This is a genomic window from Pseudomonas sp. B20(2017) (genome assembly GCF_002113125.1).
Lineage (GTDB): Bacteria > Pseudomonadota > Gammaproteobacteria > Pseudomonadales > Pseudomonadaceae > Aquipseudomonas.
In genome coordinates this window covers 152,709-174,698 of sequence record NZ_NEJP01000008.1, presented here as the reverse complement: position 1 = coordinate 174,698, position 21,990 = coordinate 152,709, and the positions used below count along the sequence as shown (strand labels likewise).

21 protein-coding genes are annotated in these 21,990 nt (G+C 60.6%); 9 read left to right on the top strand and 12 right to left on the bottom strand.

Going from position 1 to position 21,990, the window contains the following annotated elements:
* Nucleotides 1–9 precede the first annotated feature (9 nt).
* From rng to mreB, 5 genes are all read right to left on the bottom strand, one after another.
* Nucleotides 10–1,467 (bottom strand): ribonuclease G, encoded by a 1,458-nt coding sequence (gene rng, locus CAF63_RS14085; protein ID WP_085685711.1) that lies wholly within the window; start codon nucleotides 1,465–1,467, stop codon nucleotides 10–12.
* 57 nt (nucleotides 1,468–1,524) lie between these two features.
* The gene (locus CAF63_RS14080; RefSeq protein ID WP_085685709.1) at nucleotides 1,525–2,121 is read right to left on the bottom strand and encodes a nucleoside triphosphate pyrophosphatase; all 597 of its coding nucleotides are present in this window, start codon (nucleotides 2,119–2,121) and stop codon (nucleotides 1,525–1,527) included.
* A gap of 43 nt (nucleotides 2,122–2,164) precedes the next feature.
* The gene (mreD, locus tag CAF63_RS14075) at nucleotides 2,165–2,656 is read right to left on the bottom strand and encodes a rod shape-determining protein MreD (protein ID WP_064593386.1); all 492 of its coding nucleotides are present in this window, start codon (nucleotides 2,654–2,656) and stop codon (nucleotides 2,165–2,167) included.
* A complete protein-coding gene (gene mreC / locus CAF63_RS14070; RefSeq protein ID WP_085685707.1) occupies nucleotides 2,656–3,780 on the bottom strand; it encodes a rod shape-determining protein MreC in 1,125 nt (374 codons plus the stop codon). The genes mreD and mreC overlap by 1 nt, the downstream gene beginning before the upstream one ends.
* Before the next feature lie 140 nt (nucleotides 3,781–3,920).
* Entirely contained in the window at nucleotides 3,921–4,958 is a 1,038-nt protein-coding gene (gene mreB, locus CAF63_RS14065) for a rod shape-determining protein MreB (protein WP_002555108.1), read from the bottom strand.
* 211 nt (nucleotides 4,959–5,169) lie between these two features.
* On the opposite strand from mreB, the gene gatC reads away from it, so the two are divergent.
* The 6 genes from gatC (at nucleotide 5,170) to CAF63_RS14035 (ending at nucleotide 10,390) form a co-directional block, all read left to right on the top strand.
* Nucleotides 5,170–5,457, top strand: coding sequence for an Asp-tRNA(Asn)/Glu-tRNA(Gln) amidotransferase subunit GatC (gene gatC, locus CAF63_RS14060; RefSeq protein WP_007953612.1), 288 nt, complete (start codon nucleotides 5,170–5,172; stop codon nucleotides 5,455–5,457).
* Between the two features lie 16 nt (nucleotides 5,458–5,473).
* Nucleotides 5,474–6,925: an Asp-tRNA(Asn)/Glu-tRNA(Gln) amidotransferase subunit GatA gene (gene gatA, locus CAF63_RS14055; protein WP_085685705.1), complete on the top strand. Its 1,452-nt coding sequence runs from the start codon at nucleotides 5,474–5,476 to the stop codon at nucleotides 6,923–6,925.
* A 10-nt stretch (nucleotides 6,926–6,935) separates the two neighbouring features.
* Nucleotides 6,936–8,381 carry an Asp-tRNA(Asn)/Glu-tRNA(Gln) amidotransferase subunit GatB gene (gatB, locus tag CAF63_RS14050; protein WP_085685703.1) on the top strand — a complete coding sequence of 482 codons (1,446 nt, stop codon included), beginning with the start codon at nucleotides 6,936–6,938 and terminating at the stop codon, nucleotides 8,379–8,381.
* A gap of 149 nt (nucleotides 8,382–8,530) precedes the next feature.
* Entirely contained in the window at nucleotides 8,531–8,905 is a 375-nt protein-coding gene (locus CAF63_RS14045; protein WP_085685701.1) for a septal ring lytic transglycosylase RlpA family protein, read from the top strand.
* 46 nt (nucleotides 8,906–8,951) lie between these two features.
* Nucleotides 8,952–10,013, top strand: a complete 1,062-nt coding sequence (locus CAF63_RS14040; protein WP_085685845.1) for a calcium/sodium antiporter — start codon at nucleotides 8,952–8,954, stop codon at nucleotides 10,011–10,013.
* Complete coding sequence (locus tag CAF63_RS14035; protein ID WP_085685699.1) at nucleotides 10,010–10,390, top strand: carboxymuconolactone decarboxylase family protein; 381 nt, start codon at nucleotides 10,010–10,012, stop codon at nucleotides 10,388–10,390. The genes CAF63_RS14040 and CAF63_RS14035 overlap by 4 nt, the downstream gene beginning before the upstream one ends.
* Before the next feature lie 118 nt (nucleotides 10,391–10,508).
* Here CAF63_RS14035 and CAF63_RS14030 read toward each other — a convergent pair whose 3' ends face one another.
* The 5 genes from CAF63_RS14030 to kdgD form a co-directional block, all read right to left on the bottom strand.
* On the bottom strand, nucleotides 10,509–11,450 hold the full coding sequence (locus CAF63_RS14030) for an AEC family transporter (RefSeq protein ID WP_085685697.1): 942 nt from the start codon (nucleotides 11,448–11,450) through the stop codon (nucleotides 10,509–10,511).
* Between the two features lie 185 nt (nucleotides 11,451–11,635).
* Nucleotides 11,636–13,189 carry a galactarate dehydratase gene (garD, locus tag CAF63_RS14025; RefSeq protein WP_085685695.1) on the bottom strand — a complete coding sequence of 518 codons (1,554 nt, stop codon included), beginning with the start codon at nucleotides 13,187–13,189 and terminating at the stop codon, nucleotides 11,636–11,638.
* Between the two features lie 11 nt (nucleotides 13,190–13,200).
* Nucleotides 13,201–14,565, bottom strand: a complete 1,365-nt coding sequence (locus CAF63_RS14020; RefSeq protein ID WP_085685693.1) for an MFS transporter — start codon at nucleotides 14,563–14,565, stop codon at nucleotides 13,201–13,203.
* Nucleotides 14,566–14,720: 155 nt separating this feature from the next.
* On the bottom strand, nucleotides 14,721–16,160 hold the full coding sequence (locus CAF63_RS14015) for an aldehyde dehydrogenase family protein (RefSeq protein ID WP_085685691.1): 1,440 nt from the start codon (nucleotides 16,158–16,160) through the stop codon (nucleotides 14,721–14,723).
* 61 nt (nucleotides 16,161–16,221) lie between these two features.
* Nucleotides 16,222–17,133 carry a 5-dehydro-4-deoxyglucarate dehydratase gene (kdgD, locus tag CAF63_RS14010; protein ID WP_007953624.1) on the bottom strand — a complete coding sequence of 304 codons (912 nt, stop codon included), beginning with the start codon at nucleotides 17,131–17,133 and terminating at the stop codon, nucleotides 16,222–16,224.
* Nucleotides 17,134–17,367: 234 nt separating this feature from the next.
* On the opposite strand from kdgD, the gene CAF63_RS14005 reads away from it, so the two are divergent.
* From CAF63_RS14005 to CAF63_RS13995, 3 genes are all read left to right on the top strand, one after another.
* The gene (locus CAF63_RS14005) at nucleotides 17,368–18,666 is read left to right on the top strand and encodes a phospholipase (protein ID WP_085685689.1); all 1,299 of its coding nucleotides are present in this window, start codon (nucleotides 17,368–17,370) and stop codon (nucleotides 18,664–18,666) included.
* Nucleotides 18,667–18,677: 11 nt separating this feature from the next.
* Nucleotides 18,678–18,869, top strand: coding sequence for a hypothetical protein (locus CAF63_RS14000; RefSeq protein ID WP_085685687.1), 192 nt, complete (start codon nucleotides 18,678–18,680; stop codon nucleotides 18,867–18,869).
* 102 nt (nucleotides 18,870–18,971) lie between these two features.
* Nucleotides 18,972–19,346, top strand: coding sequence for a hypothetical protein (locus CAF63_RS13995; protein ID WP_085685685.1), 375 nt, complete (start codon nucleotides 18,972–18,974; stop codon nucleotides 19,344–19,346).
* Nucleotides 19,347–19,350: 4 nt separating this feature from the next.
* Here CAF63_RS13995 and CAF63_RS13990 read toward each other — a convergent pair whose 3' ends face one another.
* On the bottom strand, nucleotides 19,351–20,097 hold the full coding sequence (locus CAF63_RS13990) for a FadR/GntR family transcriptional regulator (RefSeq protein ID WP_085685683.1): 747 nt from the start codon (nucleotides 20,095–20,097) through the stop codon (nucleotides 19,351–19,353).
* A gap of 106 nt (nucleotides 20,098–20,203) precedes the next feature.
* Nucleotides 20,204–21,931, bottom strand: a complete 1,728-nt coding sequence (locus CAF63_RS13985; protein WP_085685681.1) for an ABC transporter ATP-binding protein/permease — start codon at nucleotides 21,929–21,931, stop codon at nucleotides 20,204–20,206.
* Nucleotides 21,932–21,990: the final 59 nt, after the last annotated feature.

Below are 21,990 nucleotides of genomic sequence, written 5' to 3'. Positions count from 1 at the left end.
CGCAGGGGTTCAGAGCAGCACCACGTCATATTGTTCCTGGGAATACATGGTTTCTACCTGGAAGCGTATGGTGCGCCCGATGAAACCTTCAAGTTCGGCAACGTTACCGGACTCTTCATCGAGCAAGCGATCCACGACTTTCTGGTTCGCCAACACCCGATAACCCTCGGCCTGATAGGCTCGGGCTTCGCGCAGGATCTCGCGGAAAATCTCGTAGCAAATGGTTTCCGGGGTTTTCAGCTTGCCCCGGCCCTGACAGCTGCTGCACGGTTCGCACAGCACTTGTTCGAGGCTTTCGCGGGTGCGCTTGCGCGTCATCTGCACCAGGCCCAACTCGGTGATGCCGATGATGTTGGTCTTGGCGTGATCACGCTCCAGTTGTTTCTCCAGGGTACGCAGCACCTGACGCTGGTGCTCTTCATCTTCCATGTCGATGAAGTCGATGATGATGATCCCACCCAGATTGCGCAGGCGCATCTGCCGGGCAATCGCGGTCGCGGCTTCGAGGTTGGTCTTGAAGATGGTTTCTTCGAGGTTGCGATGACCGACGAACGCCCCGGTGTTCACGTCGATGGTGGTCATGGCTTCCGCCGGATCGATCACCAGATAACCGCCGGACTTCAGCGGCACCTTGCGCTCCAGGGCTTTCTGGATTTCGTCTTCGACGCCGTACAGGTCGAAGATCGGTCGTTCGCCGGGGTAGTGTTCCAGACGATCGGCGATTTCCGGCATCAGTTCGGCGACGAACTGCGTGGTTTTCTGGAAGGTTTCCCGGGAATCGATGCGGATCTTCTCGATCTTCGGGCTGACCAGATCGCGCAGGGTGCGCAGCGCCAGGCCGAGGTCTTCGTAGATGACGCTCGGTGCACCGATGGTCTTGATCTGTTCGTTGATCTGATCCCACAGGCGGCGCAGATAGCGGATGTCCATCAGGATCTCATCGGCCCCGGCACCTTCGGCGGCGGTACGCAAAATGAAGCCGCCTGCCTCCTTGATACCTTCTTTGGCCACGCAATCGCTGACCACCTGCTTGAGGCGTTCGCGCTCGGCTTCGTCTTCGATCTTCAGAGAAATGCCGACGTGAGCCGTGCGCGGCATGTACACCAGATAGCGCGACGGGATCGACAGTTGCGTGGTCAGGCGAGCGCCCTTGGAGCCGATGGGGTCCTTGGTGACTTGCACCACGAGACTCTGGCCTTCGTGAACGAGGGAACTGATGCTTTCCACCGCTGGGCCTTCGCGCAGGGAAATTTCCGAGGCATGAATGAAGGCTGCGCGATCCAGGCCGATGTCGACGAACGCCGCCTGCATGCCCGGCAGCACCCGGACCACCTTGCCTTTGTAGATGTTGCCGACGATCCCGCGTTTTTGCGTACGCTCGACGTGCACTTCTTGCAGCACACCGTTTTCGACCACCGCCACGCGCGATTCCATCGGCGTGATGTTGATCAGAATCTCTTCACTCATGGCAGGGTCTCGTTCAGGCATGTTCACGATAATGGCCGCATCTTGTCCGTTCGACGCTCATTGCGCGTTCAGGGTTTGCCAACAGGGTATGCCGAAATGGCCGAGCAGTTCTGCGCTTTCACACACCGGCAAGCCGACGACCGCCGAGTAGCTGCCATTTAGGCCGGCGACGAACACCGCGCCTAGCCCCTGAATGCCATAGCCACCCGCCTTGTCTCGGGGCTCGCCGCTGGCCCAATAGGCGGCGGCTTCTTCGCGGCTGATCGACCGGAACCGCACCAGACTGCGCACCACCCGCGACTCGCAGCGCTCGCCGTCGAGCACGGCAATCGCCGTCAGCACTTCATGCTCTTTGCCGGACAACATCATCAGCATGGCGCATGCGTCGGCTTCGTCCACCGGTTTGCCAAGAATTTTGCCGTCCAGCACCACGGCGGTGTCGGCGCCCAGCACGCAAAACGCTACGTCGCAAACGACGGTGCGCCGCCCGGCCTCGGCCTTGCCGCGCGCCAGGCGCTCGACGTAGGCCGATGGGGATTCATTGGCGAGAGGGGTTTCATCGATATCCGCGCTGATGGCGGTGAACGGGATGCCGATCTGCGTGAGCAATTCACGCCGACGCGGCGATCCTGAGGCGAGGTAAAGCTTTTTCATCAAGACATCTCCCTGTCGAGGTGCGGGCAAATGCCTGACCGAATCAGTTGATTTTGTAGCGCCGGCGCAGTCCACGCAAAGCGAAGCTGACCCATGGCCAGAGCAAGGCACTGACCAGTGCCGGCAGGACCAGCGCGAGGGTCGGCTGACGGTTGCCGGTCAAGGCACTGAGCCAGAGTTGTACGAGCTGGGCGAGGCCGAAAATCACCAGGATCACCAGACTCTGCTGCCACATCGGGAACATTCTCAGGCGTTGCTGCAATGACAGCACCAGAAACGTGATCAAGGTCAGGATCAAGGCGTTCTGACCGAGCAGATCGCCTTGCAGCACATCTTCGGCCAGTCCCAGGCAGAACGCCGTGACCATGCCGACGGTGTGCGGCAAATACAAAGCCCAGAAGGTCAGGAGCAAGGCCAGCCACAGCGGGCGCAGAATTTCCATGAAAATGGGCAATGGCGACACGCTGAGCAGAATGCCGACAATAAACGTCAGCCAGACAATCCAGCCATTACGCGATGCGGTAGCCCCGACCATTATTCTTGCCTCCCGGTGGTCGCCGGCGCAGTGACTGGCGGTTTGGCCGCTGGTCGAGCCGCCGGCTGATTCGCCGGTGGCTTGCTGGCCGCTGGTGTGGCTGCAGGCGGTTTGCTTGCAGCGGGTTTGGCCGGTGTAGTGCTGGCAGCAGGTGCAGCAGGCGACGTCGCCGTGGCAGGAGTTGCTGCTGCGGCAGGCGGGGTGACGATTTTCGGCACCGTGGACGGAATCACCGGACCGCCACCAAAGGCATCGAGGTTTTCCTGGGCCTGCGCAGCATCGTTGGCACGTTCTTCGGCAGTGCGGTTGTCACTGAATACCAGCAGCAGGTAACGGCTGCGATTGAGTGCGGCGGTCGGCACGGCGCGAACAATGGCGAAAGGCTGGCCGGAGTCGTGGATGACTTCCTTGACCGTTGCCACCGGATAACCGGCCGGAAAACGCTGACCCAGGCCGGAGCTGACCAACAGATCCCCTTCCTTGATATCGGCAGTATCGGCAACATGGCGCAACTCAAGGCGCTCCGGGTTGCCCGTCCCACTGGCGATCGCCCGCAGACCATTACGGTTCACCTGCACGGGAATGCTGTGAGTCGAGTCGGTCAGCAACAATACGCGGGAGGTGTAAGGCATCAGCTCGACCACCTGCCCCATCAGACCGCGAGCATCGAGCACCGGCTGACCGAGCACCACGCCATCACGCTCACCTTTATTGATGATGATGCGATGGGTGAAAGGGTTGGGGTCCATGCCGATCAGCTCGGCCACTTCGACCTTCTCGTTGACCAGTGCGGAGGAATTGAGCAACTCGCGCAGACGGACGTTCTGCTCGGTGAGAGCGGCAAGCTTCTGCATGCGCCCCTGCAACAGCAGGTTCTCCGACTTGAGTTTTTCGTTTTCGGCGACGAGCTCGGTGCGACTGCCAAACTGGCTGGCGATACCTTCCCACAACCGTCCGGGCAGGTCAGTAATCCAGTAGGCGTCCATCAGCACCAGCGAGGCCTGGCTGCGTACGGGTTTAAGCAGGCTGAAACGCGCGTCAACGACCATCAGCGCGACCGACAGTACGGCCAGCACCAACAAGCGCACGCCCAGTGAGGGGCCCTTGGCGAAAAGCGGTTTAATAAGCCGCTCCTCCCAGGCAAATGTTCTGTTTATTCATACGGCATCAAACCGGCCTGGATGAAGACTGACTGAAGATAAACGCCAACAGGCAGCACTGCAAAGTGCTGCCTGCGCGCTCACCCACGTATTGCACCCGGCGATTATTCGCTGGAGAGCAGGTCCATGGTGTGCTTGTCCATCATTTCCAATGCACGGCCACCGCCGCGAGCGACGCAGGTCAGCGGATCTTCGGCAACGATCACCGGCAGACCGGTTTCCTGGGCCAGCAGCTTGTCGAGGTCACGCAGCAGCGCGCCACCACCGGTCAGCACCAGGCCACGCTCGGCGATGTCGGAAGCCAGTTCCGGCGGCGATTGCTCAAGAGCACTTTTCACGGCCTGAACGATGGTTGCCAGAGACTCTTGCAGAGCTTCCAGCACTTCGTTGGAGTTCAGGGTGAATGCGCGTGGAACGCCTTCGGCCAGGTTGCGACCGCGAACGTCGACTTCGCGAACTTCGCCGCCCGGGTAGGCCGTGCCGATTTCCTGCTTGATGCGCTCGGCGGTGGATTCGCCGATCAGGCTGCCGTAGTTGCGGCGCACGTAGGTGATGATCGCTTCGTCGAAGCGGTCGCCGCCAACGCGTACGGATTCGGCATAGACCACACCGTTCAGGGAGATCAGCGCGATTTCGGTAGTACCACCACCGATATCCACGACCATCGAACCGCGGGCTTCTTCAACCGGCAGGCCGGCACCGATCGCAGCGGCCATCGGCTCTTCGATCAGGAACACTTCACGGGCACCGGCGCCAAGGGCCGATTCACGGATGGCACGACGCTCAACCTGGGTGGACTTGCATGGAACGCAGATCAGCACACGAGGGCTAGGCTGCAGGAAGCTGTTTTCGTGAACCTTGTTGATAAAGTATTGCAGCATCTTTTCGCAGACGCTGAAGTCGGCGATCACGCCGTCTTTCATCGGACGAATGGCAGCAATGTTGCCCGGCGTACGGCCGAGCATGCGCTTGGCCTCGGTGCCGACAGCAACGACACTTTTCTGGTTACCGTGTGTCCGAATGGCCACAACCGATGGTTCATTCAGGACGATACCGCGCTCGCGCACGTAAATAAGGGTGTTGGCAGTGCCCAGGTCAATGGAAAGATCGCTGGAAAACATGCCACGCAGTTTCTTGAACATGGGAAAGGGACCCTAGGCAACGCGTGGGTAAAAAAGTGCGGCAAACTCTAACAACGACAGGGATTTTGGGCAAGGCGCCAATATGTTAAATTGGCCGCTTTTCTGTGCACCAAGCCCCACAATCGCGGCCTTATGACCGTAGAAGTGCGGTAGTGTTCCGACAATCTAACACACGGACGCCGTCCGTCCTGTTTTCCACTGGAGAAACCCGATGGCGCTAGAACGCTCCGACGTGGAAAAAATCGCTCATCTGGCCAGCCTTGGTCTGAATGACGCCGATCTTCCACACATCACTTCGGCCCTCAACAGCATTCTCGGGCTGGTCGACGAAATGCAGGCGGTCAATACCGACGGTATCGAGCCGCTGGCCCACCCGCTGGAAGCCAGTCAGCGCCTGCGCGCCGACGTCGTGACCGAAAGCAATAACCGCGAGGCTTATCAGTCCATCGCACCAGCGGTCGAAAACGGCCTGTACCTGGTTCCGAAAGTCATCGACTAAAGGGAAAGAGCCTGCAATGCATCAATTGACTCTGGCCGAGATCGCCCGCGGTCTCGCCGATAAAAAGTTTTCTTCCGAAGAGCTGACCAAAGTCCTGCTGGCGCGTATCACCCAGCTCGATCCGCAGCTCAACAGTTTCATCAGCCTCACCGAAGAGCTGGCCCTCGAGCAGGCGAAAGCCGCCGACGTGCGCCGGGCCAATGGCGAGAGCGGCGCGCTGCTGGGCGCGCCGATCGCTCACAAAGACCTGTTCTGCACCCAGGGCATCCGCACCAGCTGCGGCTCGAAGATGCTCGACAACTTCAAAGCCCCGTACGACGCCACCGTGGTGTCGAAGCTGGCCGCCGCCGGCACCGTGACTCTGGGCAAGACCAACATGGACGAATTCGCCATGGGTTCGGCCAACGAGTCGAGCTGGTACGGCGCGGTGAAAAACCCGTGGAACCTGGAACACGTACCAGGCGGTTCGTCCGGTGGCTCGGCGGCGGCGGTTGCCGCTCGTCTGTTACCCGCCGCAACGGCCACCGACACCGGCGGTTCGATTCGTCAGCCGGCTGCATTCACCAACCTCACCGGCCTGAAACCGACCTACGGTCGCGTGTCGCGCTGGGGCATGATCGCTTACGCCTCCAGCCTCGATCAGGGCGGCCCTTTGGCTCGCACTGCCGAAGACTGCGCGATTTTGCTGCAAGGTATGGCCGGCTTCGATCCGAACGACTCCACCAGCATCGATGAGCCGGTGCCGGACTACGCCGCCGGTCTGAATGGTTCGCTGCAAGGCCTGCGCATCGGCGTGCCGAAGGAATACTTCGGCGCCGGTCTCGACCCGCGCATCGCCGAGCTGATCCAGAACAGCATCAAGGAGCTGCAGAAGCTCGGTGCCGTGATCAAGGAAATCAGCCTGCCGAACATGCAGCACGCGATTCCTGCGTACTACGTGATCGCCCCGGCAGAAGCATCCTCCAACCTGTCGCGTTTCGACGGCGTGCGCTTCGGCCACCGCTGCGAAGATCCGAAGAACCTGGAAGACCTGTACAAGCGCTCCCGTGGCGAAGGCTTCGGGCCTGAAGTGCAGCGCCGGATCATGGTCGGTGCCTACGCGCTGTCCGCCGGTTACTACGACGCCTACTACCTGAAAGCGCAGAAGATCCGTCGCTTGGTGAAGAACGACTTCATGACGGCATTTAATGAAGTCGACATCATCCTCGGCCCGACCACGCCAAACCCGGCCTGGAAACTCGGCGCCAAGAACAGCGACCCGGTCGCTGCCTACCTGGAAGACGTCTACACCATCACCGCCAACCTCGCGGGCCTGCCGGGCCTGTCGATGCCGGCCGGTTTCGTCGACGGTCTGCCGGTTGGCGTACAGCTGCTCGCGCCGTATTTCCAGGAAGGTCGCCTGTTGAACGTTGCCCACCAGTATCAGTTACACACTGACTGGCACACCCGCACCCCAACCGGCTTCTGAGGAGACACACATGCAATGGGAAGTCGTGATCGGGCTGGAGATTCACACCCAGCTCACCACCCGGTCGAAAATCTTTTCCGGTAGTTCCACCACGTTCGGCTCCGAGCCGAATACCCAGGCCAGCCTGATCGACCTGGGCATGCCCGGCGTGCTGCCGGTACTGAACCAGGAAGCGGTGCGCATGGCGGTGATGTTCGGTCTGGCGATTGACGCCGAGATCGGTCAGCACAACGTGTTCGCCCGTAAAAACTATTTCTATCCGGACCTGCCGAAGGGCTACCAGATCAGCCAGATGGAATTGCCGATCGTCGGCAAGGGCCACCTGGACATCGCCTTGGAAGACGGCACGGTCAAACGCGTCGGCATCACCCGCGCGCACCTGGAAGAAGACGCCGGCAAGAGCCTGCACGAAGAATTCAGCGGTGCCACCGGCATCGACCTGAACCGTGCCGGCACGCCGCTGCTGGAAATCGTGTCCGAGCCTGACATGCGCAGCGCCAAGGAAGCCGTGGCCTACGTCAAGGCGATCCACGCGCTGGTGCGTTACCTCGGGATTTGCGACGGCAACATGGCCGAAGGCTCGCTGCGTTGCGACTGCAACGTGTCGATCCGTCCGAAAGGCCAGGTTGAATTCGGCACCCGCTGCGAGATCAAGAACGTCAACTCGTTCCGCTTCATCGAGAAGGCGATCAACTCCGAGATCCAGCGTCAGATCGACGTGATCGAAGACGGCGGCAAAGTGATCCAGCAGACCCGTCTGTACGATCCGAACAAGGACGAGACCCGTCCGATGCGCAGCAAGGAGGAAGCCAACGACTACCGTTACTTCCCCGATCCGGACCTGCTGCCGGTAGTCATCGAGGATTCCTTCCTCAATGACGTGCGCGCCACCCTGCCGGAACTGCCACCGCAGAAGCGCGAGCGCTTCCAGAGTGCGTTCGGCCTGTCGGCCTACGACGCCAACGTGCTGGCCACCAGCCGTGAGCAGGCGGACTACTTCGAGAAGGTCGCCAGCATCGGCGGCGACGCCAAACTGGCGGCGAACTGGGTGATGGTCGAGTTGGGCAGCCTGCTCAACAAGCAGAACCTGGACATCGAGGATTCGCCGGTTTCGGCCGAGCAACTTGGCGGCATGCTGCAGCGCATCAAGGACAACACCATCTCCGGCAAGATCGCCAAAGTGGTGTTCGAAGCGATGGCCAACGGCGAAGGCAGCGCAGACGAGATCATCGAAAAACGCGGCCTGAAGCAAGTGACCGACACCGGCGCAATCTCGGCGGTACTGGACGAAATGCTCGCGGCCAACGCCGAGCAAGTCGAGCAATACCGTGCGGCAGACGAAGCCAAGCGCGGCAAGATGTTCGGTTTCTTCGTCGGTCAGGCCATGAAAGCCTCCAAAGGCAAGGCCAACCCGCAGCAAGTGAACGAACTGCTGAAAAGCAAGCTCGAAGGCTGACCACAATGGAGCCAGATCCAAAGCCTGGCTCCAATCCCTGTGGGAGCGGGCTTGCTCGCGAAAGCGGCGTAACATTCAGCAGATATGTTGAATGTGAGTCCCCCTTCGCGAGCAAGCCCGCTCCCACATTGTTATTTGGGAGCTTTCGAATGAAACGTCTGCTCGGCGCCTGCGCCCTGCTCTCTTTGCTGGCCGGTTGCGCCAGCACCGACACCATCGACCCGCACGGTTACGACCAGACCGGCGTCGCCTCCTATTACGGTGCCAAGCACCACGGTAAACGCACCGCCAGCGGCGAAGCGTTCAACCAGAATTCCCTGACCGCCGCCCACCGCCAGTTGCCATTCGGCACCCGGGTGAAGGTTACCAACCTGAAAAACGATGAATCCGTCGTGGTTCGCATCAACGACCGTGGCCCGCACACCCGTGGCCGCCTGATCGATGTTTCACGTGCGGCGGCCGAACAGCTCGGTATGCTGCGCAGTGGAACCGCCCGGGTCCGGATCCAGGCCCTCGACGACTGATGGAGCGTCCACCATTTTCGGACTGACCGACTTACCCTTGATCAGCGTGATCGAATTGCTCAGCGGGCTGTTCCTGCTGATCGCCGGCGCCGAGCTGATGGTGCGCGCCGCCGTGCGCCTGGCCGCGCGCCTGCATGTACGACCGCTGATCATCGGCCTGACCATCGTCGCCCTCGGCAGCAGCGCCCCCCAAATGGCCGTCAGCCTGCAAGCCGTGCAGGCACACACGCCGGACATCGCCGTCAGCAGCGTGATCGGCAGCAGTATTTTCAACATTCTCGTCACCCTCGGCCTGTCGGCACTGATCATTCCGCTGCGGGTATCGCGGCAATTGGTGCGCCTCGACATCCCGTTGATGATCGGCGCCAGCCTGCTGGTGTTCGTACTGGCGTGGAATGAAGAACTCGGGCGCTTCGACGGCATTCTGTTACTCGGCGCCCTCGCCCTATATCTCGGATTACTGCTGCGCCAGTCGCGGCACTCGACCCGCCCGCATTCCGACCAGCCCCACGATCCGCAGGCACCGTGGCTCACCAGCCTGCTGATGATTGTCGGTGGTCTGGGCATGCTGGTGTTTGCCGGGCACTTGCTGCTGGGTGCAGCCGTGGTCGTCGCTACTGATCTGGGATTCTCCGAACGGGTGATCGGCCTGACCGTGGTCGCGGTTGGCACCTCGCTGCCTGAGCTCGCCACCTCGCTGATCGCCGCGCTGCGCGGCCAACGAGACATTGCCGTGGGCAACGTGATTGGCGCCAACCTGTTCAACCTGCTCGGGGTGCTGGGCCTCACCGCACTGATCGCGCCGACGCCGCTGTCGGTCTCGCCGAACGCATTGGATTTCGACCTGCCGGTGATGCTCGGCGTCGCCGCGCTGTGCCTGCCGGTGTTCTATTCCGGTTACCGCGTAACCCGCGCTGAAGGTCTGTTGCTGCTTGGTTTGTATCTGGCTTATGGACTGCACGTGGTGTCGTTCACCACCGGCATGCCACTGGCCGGCAAACTTGAGCGATTGATGCTGTTTTATGTGCTGCCGACGCTGCTGGCGTTTCTGTTTTTCACGTCCGTACGCGCCTGGCGCCGCCAACACCACAAGAGGGATGTGCCATGACCGAATCGAAGAAATCCGGGGTTGAAATCCGCCGTCAGGTAATGGGCGACGCGTTTGTCGACCGCGCGCTGGGCAATGCCACCGAGTTCACCCAACCGTTGCAGGATTTCGTCAACGAACACGCCTGGGGCGGCGTGTGGAATCGCGAAGGTTTGCCGCTGAAGACCCGCAGCCTGATCACCCTCGCCGCGCTGACCGCGTTGAAGTGCCCGCAGGAGTTGAAAGGCCATGTGCGCGGCGCATTGAACAACGGCTGCACGGTCGATGAGATCCGTGAAGCGCTGCTGCATTGCGCGGTGTACGCCGGCGTGCCGGCGGCGATCGATGCGTTTCGCGCGGCGCAGGAAGTGATCGACAGTTACCAGAAGCCTGAGTGACAGCTCTGCCCCCTTCACGAGCAAGCCCGCTCCCACACAGGCTTTGTGATCACCACAGATCCAATGTGGGAGCGGGCTTGCTCGCGAAGAGGCCCGAAAGATCAAACCAGTTCTCAGGCTAGATCCACCCGCCCCACTGCAAGAAGAAGATCCCGATGTTGGTGGTGATCGCCGCCATCAACGTGGTCAGCACGATGATCGCCGCCGCCAGCTCATGGTTGCCCTGCGCCGCACGGGCCATGACAAAACTGGCGGCGGCGGTCGGGCTGCCGAAGTACAGGAACAGAATCCCCAGCTCCGCCCCGCGAAAGCCCCACAGCCATGCGCCCAGCGTGGCAATCACCGGCAGGCCGACCATCTTCACCAGGCTCGAACTGAGCGCCATGTTGCCGCTCTTGCGCAGCGCCGCCAGCGACAGCGTGCCGCCAATGCAGATCAGCGCCAGCGGCAACGTGGTTTGCGCCAGGTACTGGCCGGAGGTTTCCAGCCAGCCCGGCAGACCAATCTTGAAATAAGCGAACGGTGCCGCTGCGATCACGCTGATGATCAGCGGATTGCTGACTACGCTTTTGCAGATGCTCCACGGATCGGACTTGATCACCGGGCTGTACACCGCCAGCACGATGGTCGACAGGGTGTTGTAGAACAGGATCACCAGCGCCGCGAGGATCGCCCCGAGGGAAATCCCGTAGTCTCCATACATGCTCGCGGCCAGCGCCAGGCCGATCACCCCGTTGTTGCCGCGAAACGCACCTTGCGTGTAAATGCCGCGATCTTCACGCGGACAGCGGAAAATCGCCCAGCCCCAGGCCACCGCAAAACTGATCAGCGTGGCGAGGGCGAAATAGATCAGCAATGCCGGCTGCAACGCAGCGTGAAGGTCGGCGTGCAGGATGCCGAGAAACAGCAGCGCCGGCATGGTGACGTTGAACACCAGCGACGAAGCCGTGTGGATGAAATTGTCGTTGATCCAGTCGATGCGCTTGAGCAGCACACCCAGAAACAGCATGGCAAACACCGGCGCGGTGATGTTCAGGGTTTCGAGGAAAATTGCCAGCATGCCGGGGAGCCTTGGAGATGAGCGTCGTCAGGGGGCCAATGATAAGCCACTGAGAACTCCGGCGTCTGGTAGAACGCTATCGCTGGCAAGCCAGCTCCCACACAGATCTACAGTGATTAGACAATTTGTGCATCAATGTAGATCAGTGTGGGAGCGAGCTTGCTCGCGATGCAGGCGACTCGGTCTCAGGTAATCGGCGCCGGATTGAACAACGTAATGTCGTTATGCAGCTTGTGCTTCTCCGCCCACGTCTGCTGCTTGCCGCTCGCCACATCCAGATAATAGTGGAACAGCTCCCAGCCCAGTTCTTCGATGGTCGCGCGCCCGGTAGCAATCCGCCCGGCATCGATGTCGATCAGATCCGGCCAGCGCTGCGCCAGCTCGGTACGGGTCGAAACCTTCACCACCGGCGCCATCGCCAGACCATACGGCGTGCCACGTCCGGTAGTGAAAACGTGCAGGTTCATCCCCGCCGCCAGTTGCAACGTACCGCAGACAAAATCACTCGCTGGCGTCGCACAGAAAATCAAACCCTTCTGCTTGAAGCGCTCTCCAGGGCCGAGCACACCGCTGATCGCGCTGCTGCCGGATTTGACGATCGAGCCCAACGACTTCTCGACAATGTTCGACAACCCGCCCTTCTTGTTGCCCGGCGTGGTGTTGGCACTGCGATCCGCCTCACCCTTGGCCAGGTAACGGTCGTACCAGTCCATCTCGCGCACCAGTTCCTCGGCAACGGTTTTGCTCTGGGCCCGTGAAGTCAGCAGATAAATGGCGTCACGCACTTCGGTGACTTCGGAAAACATCACCGTCGCCCCCGCCCGCAGCAGCAAGTCCGAGGCATAACCGAGCGCCGGGTTGGCGGTGATTCCGGAAAACGCATCGCTGCCGCCGCACTGCATGCCGAGGATCAGCTCGGACGCCGGCACGGTTTCCCGGCGGCGCTGGTCGAGTTTCTTCAGGCGGACTTCGGCCAGCTCCATGATCTGCTCGATCATCTCGGTGAAACCGTGACTGGAATCCTGCAAGCGATACAGCCATGGCTCGCTCAGATCCACCGACGCGTCGTCCTCGTGCATCACCTGTGCGGCCTGCAATTTCTCGCAGCCCAGACCGATCACCAATGCCTCGCCACCGAGGTTCGGGTTGCGCGCCAGATTGCGCACGGTGCGGATCGGGATGTAGGCGTCGGTGGCCGTAATGGCCACGCCGCAACCATAACTGTGGGTCAGCGCCACCACGTCATCGACGTGCGGGTACTTCGGCAACATCTCATCCTTGATCCGCTTCACCGCGTGATCCAGCACCCCGGTGACGCATTGCACGGTGGTGGTGATCCCGAGGATGTTGCGCGTGCCGACGGTGCCGTCGGCGTTGCGATAACCCTCGAACGTGAACCCTTCCAGCGGCGCTTGAGCATCCGGCACTTCGGTGGACAGCGGCAAGCTGTCTAGCGGCGGCGCAGTCGGCATGCGCAGTTGATCTTCCTTGACCCAACTGCCACGGGGAATCGGCTGCAGCGCATAGCCAATGATCTGGCCGTAACGAATCACCGTGCCGCCCTCGGGAATGTCCTCGAGGGTGACCTTGTGGCTCTGCGGGACAAAGTCCACCGTCACCAGGCCATCGGCGAATTCAGTGCCCGCAGGCACGCCCTGGTCGTTGACCACTACCACTACGTTGTCCCGCTCGTGCAGACGGATGTAGCGCGGCGAGTCGGAATGTTCAATCAACTGCATGACGCCGCTCCTCAGGAATGCGCTTGAGACAATTTGCCAGCCGCTTCGGAACCACCGTTGGTTGGCGGCTCCTTCAGAACCACACGCTTGATCGGGCCGACGATCACCAGGTAGCTGAACACCGCGACCAGTGCGTTGGCACCGACAAACACCAGCGCCCATTTGAACGAACCGGTGGAGCTGATGATGTAGCCGATGACGATCGGGGTGGTGATCGACGCGATGTTGCCGAAGGTGTTGAACAGGCCACCGCTCAGACCGGCGATCTGTTTCGGCGAGGTGTCGGACACCACCGCCCAGCCCAGCGCACCCACGCCTTTGCCGAAGAACGCCAGGGCCATGAAACCGACCACCATCCATTCAACGTCGACATAGTTGCACGCCACGATGCTGCTCGAAACCAGCAGACCGGCAATGATCGGCGCCTTGCGGGCGAAGGTCAGCGAGTGGCCTTTGCGCAGCAGGTAATCGGAAATCACCCCGCCGAGGACGCCGCCGATAAAGCCGCAGATTGCCGGCAACGAGGCGATGAAACCGGCCTTGAGGATGGTCATGCCGCGTTCCTGCACCAGATACACCGGGAACCAGGTCAGGAAGAAGTAGGTGATGCCGTTGATGCAGTACTGGCCCAGATACACGCCCAGCATCATGCGGTTGGTCAGCAACTGACGGATGTAATCCCATTTCGGGCCATCAGCCTTTTTGCCTTGTTTCTGGTCCATGTCGACCATGCCGCCGTTGTCGGCGATGAACTTCACTTCCGCTTCGTTGGCCATCGGGTGTTGGCGCGGGCTGTGGATGACCTTCAGCCAGACCAGCGAGAACACGATGCCGAGCAGGCCCATGACGATGAACACGTGCTCCCAGCCGAAGGTGAACACGATCCAGCCCATCAGCGGCGCGAACAACACCGTCGCAAAGTACTGCGCCGAGTTGAAGATTGCCGAAGCGGTGCCGCGTTCCGCGGTCGGGAACCAGGCCGCCACAATGCGCGCGTTGCCTGGGAACGAAGGTGCCTCGGCCAGCCCCACGAGGAAGCGCAACATGAACAGCGCCACAACGGCCGTGGACATGCCGAACTCACCGACGAAGCCTTGCAGCACGGTGAACAGCGACCAGGTGAAGATGCTCAGGGCATAGACTTTTTTCGAGCCGAAGCGATCGAGCAGCCAGCCACCGGGAATTTGCCCGGCCACGTAGGCCCAACCGAATGCAGAGAAGATGTAGCCGAGGGTGACCGCGTCGATGCCGAGGTCTTTTTGCAGACTGGAGCCGGCGATCGCGATGGTGGCGCGGTCGGCGTAGTTGATCGTGGTCACCAGAAACAGCATGAGCAGGATCAAATAGCGGACGTGAGTCGGCTTGGACGATTGCATGTAGATGTACTCCCACTGATTATTTTTATGCGCGGGTGAATCTTCTTTGGTTTTTTGTGGGAGCTGGCCTGCCGGCGATGCAACCACCTCGGTGTTTCAGTTACACCGCAGTGATGCCATCGCTGGCAGGCCAGCTCCCACAGGTATTGCGTGGATCAGGAACCGATGTAGCTGGTCTTCACGACCGTGTAGAACTCTTGCGCATAGCGGCCTTGCTCACGTGAGCCATAGGATGAACCCTTACGGCCACCGAACGGAACGTGGTAATCCACACCGGCGGTCGGCAGGTTGACCATCACCATCCCGGCCTGGGAATGACGCTTGAAGTGGTTGGCGTACTTCAGCGACGTGGTGGCGATACCCGCCGACAGACCGAATTCGGTGTCGTTGGCCATGGCCAGTGCAGCCTCGTAATCCGCCACGCGGACGATGTTGGCCACCGGGCCGAAGATCTCTTCGCGGCTGATGCGCATCGACGCTTCGCTATCGGCAAACAGGGTCGGCGCGAGGAAGTAGCCTTCGGTGTCGCAGGTAACCAGACCACCGCCGCTGACAACGCGCGCACCTTCGGACTGACCGATGTCGATGTATTTCAGGTCCTGTTCAAGCTGTGCTTGCGAAACCACCGGACCAATGTCGGTGCCAGCCTTCAGCGCGTGGCCGACCTTGATCGACTTCATGCGTTCGGCCATGGCTTCGACGAACTTGTCGTGAATCCCGGCGGTGACGATCATTCGGCTCGATGCCGTGCAACGCTGGCCGGTGGAGTAGAACGCGCTCTGCACCGACAGCTCGACCGCCTGCTTGAGGTCGGCGTCGTCGAGAATGATCTGCGGGTTCTTGCCGCCCATCTCCAACTGAACCTTGGCTTGGCGCGACACGCAGTTGACGGCGATCTGACGGCCCACACCGACGGAGCCGGTGAAGCTGATGCCGTCGACTTTCGGGCTGTTGACCAGCGCTTCACCGACTACGCGACCGCTGCCCATCACCAGGTTGAACACGCCGGCCGGGAAGCCTGCGCGAGAGATGATTTCGGCCAGCGCCCAGGCGCAACCCGGCACCAGATCAGCCGGTTTCAACACCACGCAGTTGCCGTAGGCCAGGGCCGGGGCAATTTTCCACGAAGGGATGGCGATCGGGAAGTTCCACGGGGTGATCAGGCCGACCACACCGAGGGCTTCGCGGGTGACTTCAACATTGACGCCCGGGCGCACCGACGGCACGTAGTCGCCGGAAAGACGCAGGCATTCACCCGCGAAGAACTTGAAGATGTTGCCGGCGCGGGTCACTTCACCGATGGCTTCCGGCAGGGTCTTGCCCTCTTCCCGGGCCAGCAGGGTGCCGAGTTCTTCGCGGCGGGCGAGGATTTCAGTACCGACTTTGTCCAGCGAGTCGTGACGGGCCTGAATACCCGAAGTCGACCACGCCGGGAACGCAGCGCGTGCGGCGTCGATGGCAGCGTTGACCTGAGTCAGGTCAGCCTTGGCGTAGTCGCCGATGGTGTCGCTCAGCTCGGACGGGTTGATGTTGACCGAGTAATCGTTGCCGGCGACCCATTCACCGTTGATGTAATTGTCATAGCGCTTGGTCACGAATCATTCTCCTGACGCAAAAGGCCGCTGATTGCTCAGCGGCCTTGTTTATAGAGTTGTGTTACTGCGCACCTTGCTTGTCGATCAGCGCGGCGAGCATTTCGTACTCTTCGCGGGTCAGGTCGGTCAGCGGCGCCCGCACCGGACCTGCGTCATAGCCGGCGATCTTCGCGCCCGCCTTGACGATGCTCACGGCGTAACCGGCCTTGCGGTTGCGGATGTCCAGGTACGGCAGGAAGAAGTCGTCGATGATCTTGCCGACGGTGGCGTGATCTTCGCGGGCAATCGCGTGGTAGAAATCCATCGCGGTTTTCGGGATGAAGTTGAACACCGCCGACGAGTAGACCGGCACGCCCAGGGCCTTGTAGGCCGCGGCGTAGACTTCGGCGGTCGGCAGACCACCGAGGTAGCTGAAGCGATCACCGAGGCGACGACGGATCGACACCATCAGTTCGATATCACCCAGACCGTCCTTGTAACCGATCAGGTTCGGGCAGCGCTCGGCCAGACGTTCCAGCAGCGGCGCGGTCAGGCGGCAGACGTTACGGTTGTAGACCACCACGCCGATGTTGACCGATTTGCACACGGCTTCAACGTGGGCGGCAACGCCGTCCTGGCTGGCTTCGGTCAGGTAGTGCGGCAGCAGCAACAGACCTTTGGCGCCCAGACGCTCGGCTTCCTGAGCGTATTCGATGGCCTGGCGGGTCGAACCACCGACACCGGCGAGGATCGGCACGCTGCTGGCGCAGGTGTCGACGGCAGTTTTGATGATTTCCGAATATTCGCTGGCAGCCAGAGAGAAGAATTCACCGGTGCCACCGGCGGCGAACAGGGCTGAAGCACCGTACGGGGCCAGCCATTCCAGGCGTTTGATGTAGCCAGCGCGGTTGAAATCGCCCTGAGCATTGAAATCGGTCACCGGGAACGACAGCAGGCCGGCGGAGAGGATGGACTTCAGTTCTTGTGGATTCATTATTCGAACACCCTGGTAGCAACGTTTTTTGTGAGTGGACCGTTCAGCCTTCGCTGAAGTTGTAGGTCATCGTACAACTTAAAAAATAACCGTCAACTGCATTTCATCGCTGGCAGGCATTTTTGTCAGACAGGATTTCTTTTTGACGTAGGAAATTTCTCGTCTAGAGTGGATTTAACTGTATATATATACAGTTAAATAAAAACTCACCGATGACATATCAAGGAGAAAGAAATGTCCGGTCTACAAACAAAATGCCTGGAAAAAACCACACCGGTCATCGCCCGGTTCGATGATCTTTTCACCTCCGACGGCATCGCTTTCAGTACCGAAAATCCGCATCTGTTGCTGCATATCGCCGACTCGCACAGCGATGTCGAACCTGCGACCGCCCTGCCCGCTCAAGCCTTGAAAGGCAAACCGCAATTACGCTTCGAGGGCGCGGAACACACGGCTATCGGCGATAACACCCTGCTGCGCTTCGTTGAAAATGCCGAGCCGGTACTTGCGCAAAATGTGCCGCTGCATCTGCCGAACGGGTTGGTGCTGACGTACGGCCAGGTGCTGGCGCTGGGCGGTGATTTCTACGGAATCGTCGACCGGCCGATCAATGAAGGCGCGACCCCGGCTGATCGCTTGCAACGCTTCACCGCAGCATTCGACACCCTCGCCGTACTGCCGGCCTCGAAGGCCGAAGCGACACAGATTCTCGCGATCATGCAAAAGGAGATCGACGCCGTTAAACAGGCGATCAAGGACGGCAAGCAACCCCATGAGGCTTATGACGCTTTAGGAGATACGTTGTCGGAAGAGTGGAACAAAATCACCGGCGGCGGCAGTTTCGTCTCGGCTCTGTTCCCCCTCGGTCGCTACCTGAAACTGGCAGCGAACAACGCCGACCACTTCGGCGAATGGGCCCGACAGGCCTACATCGCCGGGCACACCGCCGCCCTGCAAACCGCCGCTGCCGCCCACGCCAGTCAAGACGAACTGCAACTGGAACGGGCCTACGCGATGAACGCATTCGCCGACCACTACCTCACCGACCTGTTCTCCTCCGGGCATTTGCGGGTGCCGCGCAAGGCCATGGCCGCAGCAGTCACGCCGAGCGACCTGGGTTCGCTGATCACTCGCTTTATGCACGACGAAGACAGCAAGTTCGGTCTCAAGGTACGTAACGGACATGGTGAGCAATGGCGGGCATTCGGTGACAAGCGCTTCTTCGATGCCGCGGACGCCGACAACCGCAATCAGGTGAATCAGGCCGTACAGGATTCGGCGGACGAGGTGTATACCGCGTATTCCAGCGGCAATGTGCCGACCACTTTCAACGCGCTGCAACGGTTACCGGATCTGGCTTTCGTGATGAATCCGGCCAACAACTTCTCGCCACTGTTCCGCCTTCAGGGCAACAAAGTGCTGCGGCGCAAGGACGTCAACAACCTCAACGACACCGCCACCGTCGACGACTGGTGGGGCTGGAGCACTTACCTGCTGCTAAAGGACTATCACCCAAGCGGCAACACGAATTAAGGAGCGATTCGATGACGATTAAATTGAAACTGGAACTGGCCTCGGGCCAATCATTGAAAGGTGCGCCGCTGCAATTGCTGCGCGACGGCGTGGCTATCGCCCGGGCGTCGGTGGATTCTCTGGGCCAGGCGACGTTCGACGTCAGGCCCGGCCCGGGCAAACTGGCGGTCAGGGTGGATCGTTCAATTCTGCCCCGAAGCTGAAATGCCCGGACAAGATTGCCCCGGCGCGCCTCACCGATTCGCCGGGTAAAGTGCGACGACTGCCGCGAAGGATCGCGGCAGATCTTTCAAGGAGAACGAAGCATGACGTTTGCCGCTGCACACCTTCCACAATTTCCCGACCACGCCAGCGACTCGATTATCCTGCGGCTGTCGACGCTGGATGACGACTTGATCGTTCAGGTGCCCGATGGGCAGGACACACCGCCGAACTGGGATGTGTATCCGATCCTCGGTGATGATCCAGAAGAGCCTGAATGGCAGGGCCTGTCGGAACCGACCGGCGTCTGGGATGACGCGCTGGATGACATGGTCGGCCTGACCGGGATAGAACTGAGCATCCCCAGATTCGAGCTGGAAAAGTACCTGAACAGCACTGTTGAGCTGCGCTACAAGTTCGCAGACGAGTCCAGTATGGAACCCTGTTCGGAACCACTGAAACTCTACATCGAAGCCTGATTTCTCAACCCTGCGCCTGCGCCTCTTCATGGGCCTGACGCAGCCGTTCACGGCTGTTGGTCAGGTGCAGGCGCATGGCCGCGCGGGCGGCATCGGAATCCTGGCGGGCGATGGCGTCGTAGATTTCCTCGTGCTCGCGGCTCAGTCGATTCATGTAGTGCTGTTGATCATCATGGGCCAGGCGTGCCGAATTCAGCCGCGTGCGCGGAATGATGCTGGTGCCCAGATGAGTCATGATGTCGGTGAAGTAGCGGTTGCCGGTGGACAGCGCGATTTGCAGGTGGAACTGGAAGTCCGAGGCCACTGCATCGCTGGCATGGGCGACACTTTCATTCAGTGCATCGAGGGCAGCACGCATGGCGGCCAGTTGCTCCGGAGTGCGGCGTTGCGCCGAGAGACCGGCGGACTCGACTTCCAGACTGATCCGCAGCTCGAGAACCGCCAATACATCACGCAGTGTCACCACAGTGGCCGGGTCGATACGAAAACCGCTCGGGCTCGGCGTGTCGAGGACGAAAGTGCCGATGCCGTGACGGGTTTCCACCTGCCCTGCCGCCTGCAACCGGGAAATCGCCTCGCGCACGACCGTGCGGCTGACGCCATGGGCTTCCATGATCGCCGACTCGGTGGGCAACTTGTCACCGCGCTTGAGCAGGCCGTCGCGAATTTGCTCGGTCAGCACAGTCACCAGTTCCTGTGCCAGGCTACGGCGCTTGCGAGGGAGACGCGGGGTGTCGATCGGGTTTTCCATGGTGTGGGTTTGTCTCGAAAAATCGGCTTGGGAAGCATGATAGCGCAAGCGGGTTGTACGATCACCGTCCTCTGTGGGAGCAAGCTCCCACAGAGGACGGTGCACATCAGGCCGTCACGGTCTGCTCGACAAGATGCCCGCCGTCGATTCGCACATGCCGCGGATGAAAGCGCTTGAGGCTGCTGCGGTGACCAACGCTGACAATGCTCAGCCCCGGCAACTGATCGATCAGCGCCTGATACAGCGTGGCCTCGTCTTCTTCATCCATCGCCGACGTCGCTTCGTCCATGTACAGCCATTGCGGTGCATAGAGCAGCGCGCGGGCGAAGGCCAGACGTTGCTGTTCACCCGGCGAGAGCATGCGCTGCCAGTGATTGGCCTCGTCCAGTCGAGCCACCAGATGCGGCAAGCGGCAAGTCTCCAGCACTTGTGCATAACGCTCAGGCGCGTAGGTGTCGCCCGGTTGTGGATAACTCAAGGCGTCGCGCAGGGTGCCGATCGGCAGATACGGTTTTTGTGGCAGGAACAGATAACGCGAAGCCGGCAGGCGGATGCTGCCGTGCCCGGCCGGCCACAAATGGCCCATCGCCCGCAGCAGCGTGGATTTACCGCTGCCGGAACGACCACTGAGCATAACCCGGTCGCCCTGCTCCACGGTCATGTCGGCACTGGTCAGCAGATGACGACCATCGGCAAGATCGAGGCCGAGGTTATGAACCTTCAGCTCATCGCCCTGATTCTGCACGTCAATGGCCGGCGCACGTTCTTCGTTGTCGGTCATGGCCTGGCGGAAACTCAGCAGACGATCACACGTGGCGCGCCACGCGGCGAGATCCGCGTAAGCGTTGATGAACCAGCTGAAGTTCTCCTGCACGTTGCCGAATGCCGAGTTGATCTGCATCAGCTCACCCAGCTCGATCTTGCCGGTCAGGTAACGCGGGGCCGCGACGATGAACGGGAAGATGATTGCGATCTGGCCGTAACCCGAGGTAAAGAACGTCAGGCGCTTGGACACCCGCATGATGTCCCAGAAGTTGTGCCAGACCAGACCGAAGCGGTTGCTCAGACGACGATTCTCGTTCGGCTCGCCGTTGTACAGCGCAATGCTCTCCGCATTCTCACGTACCCGCACCATGGAAAAACGCAGGTCCGCTTCGAAGCGTTGTTGTTGGTTGTTCAGGCCGATCAGGCGCCGACCGATCAGGTGTGTCAGCCAGCTGCCAACCGCTGCATACAGCAGCGCACACCAGAACATGTAGCCCGGAATCTCGATGCCGAACACTTCGATGCTGCCGGACACGCCCCACAGAATGATCGAGAACGACACCAGGCTGACCACCGTGCGGATCAGGCCCAACGCGAGACTCAAGGTGTTGCTGGTGAAGGTGTTGAGATCTTCGGAAATCCGCTGGTCAGGGTTGTCGGTGTAGCCGCCCTGCTCCAGCTGGTAATAGTTTTTATGCCCGAGCCAGCGCTTGAAATGGTTCTCGGTGAGCCATGCCCGCCAACGGATGGTCAGCATCTGCGTCAGGTACAGGCGATACACCGCGCCGAGGATCGCCACCGCCGCAATGCCGCAGAAATACAGGATCAACTGCCAGAACGCCGCTTCGTCTTTCTTTTGCAGAGCGTTATAGAAATCCTTGTACCAACTGTTGATCCACACCGAGATCGCCACGCTGAACAACGTCAGCGCAATCACGGCGATCAGCAACGTCCAGGCCTTGCCCTTCTCTTCGCTGCGCCAGTAAGGCGTGGTCATGGCCCACACCTTGCGAAAAAACTGCCCGCGCACAGTATCGTTGACCGCGGAATATTCAGCGTTCTGATTCATGGAAAAGGCTCGATAAAGAAAAGAACAGACACGCACCGATCATAGATGATCGGTGCGCT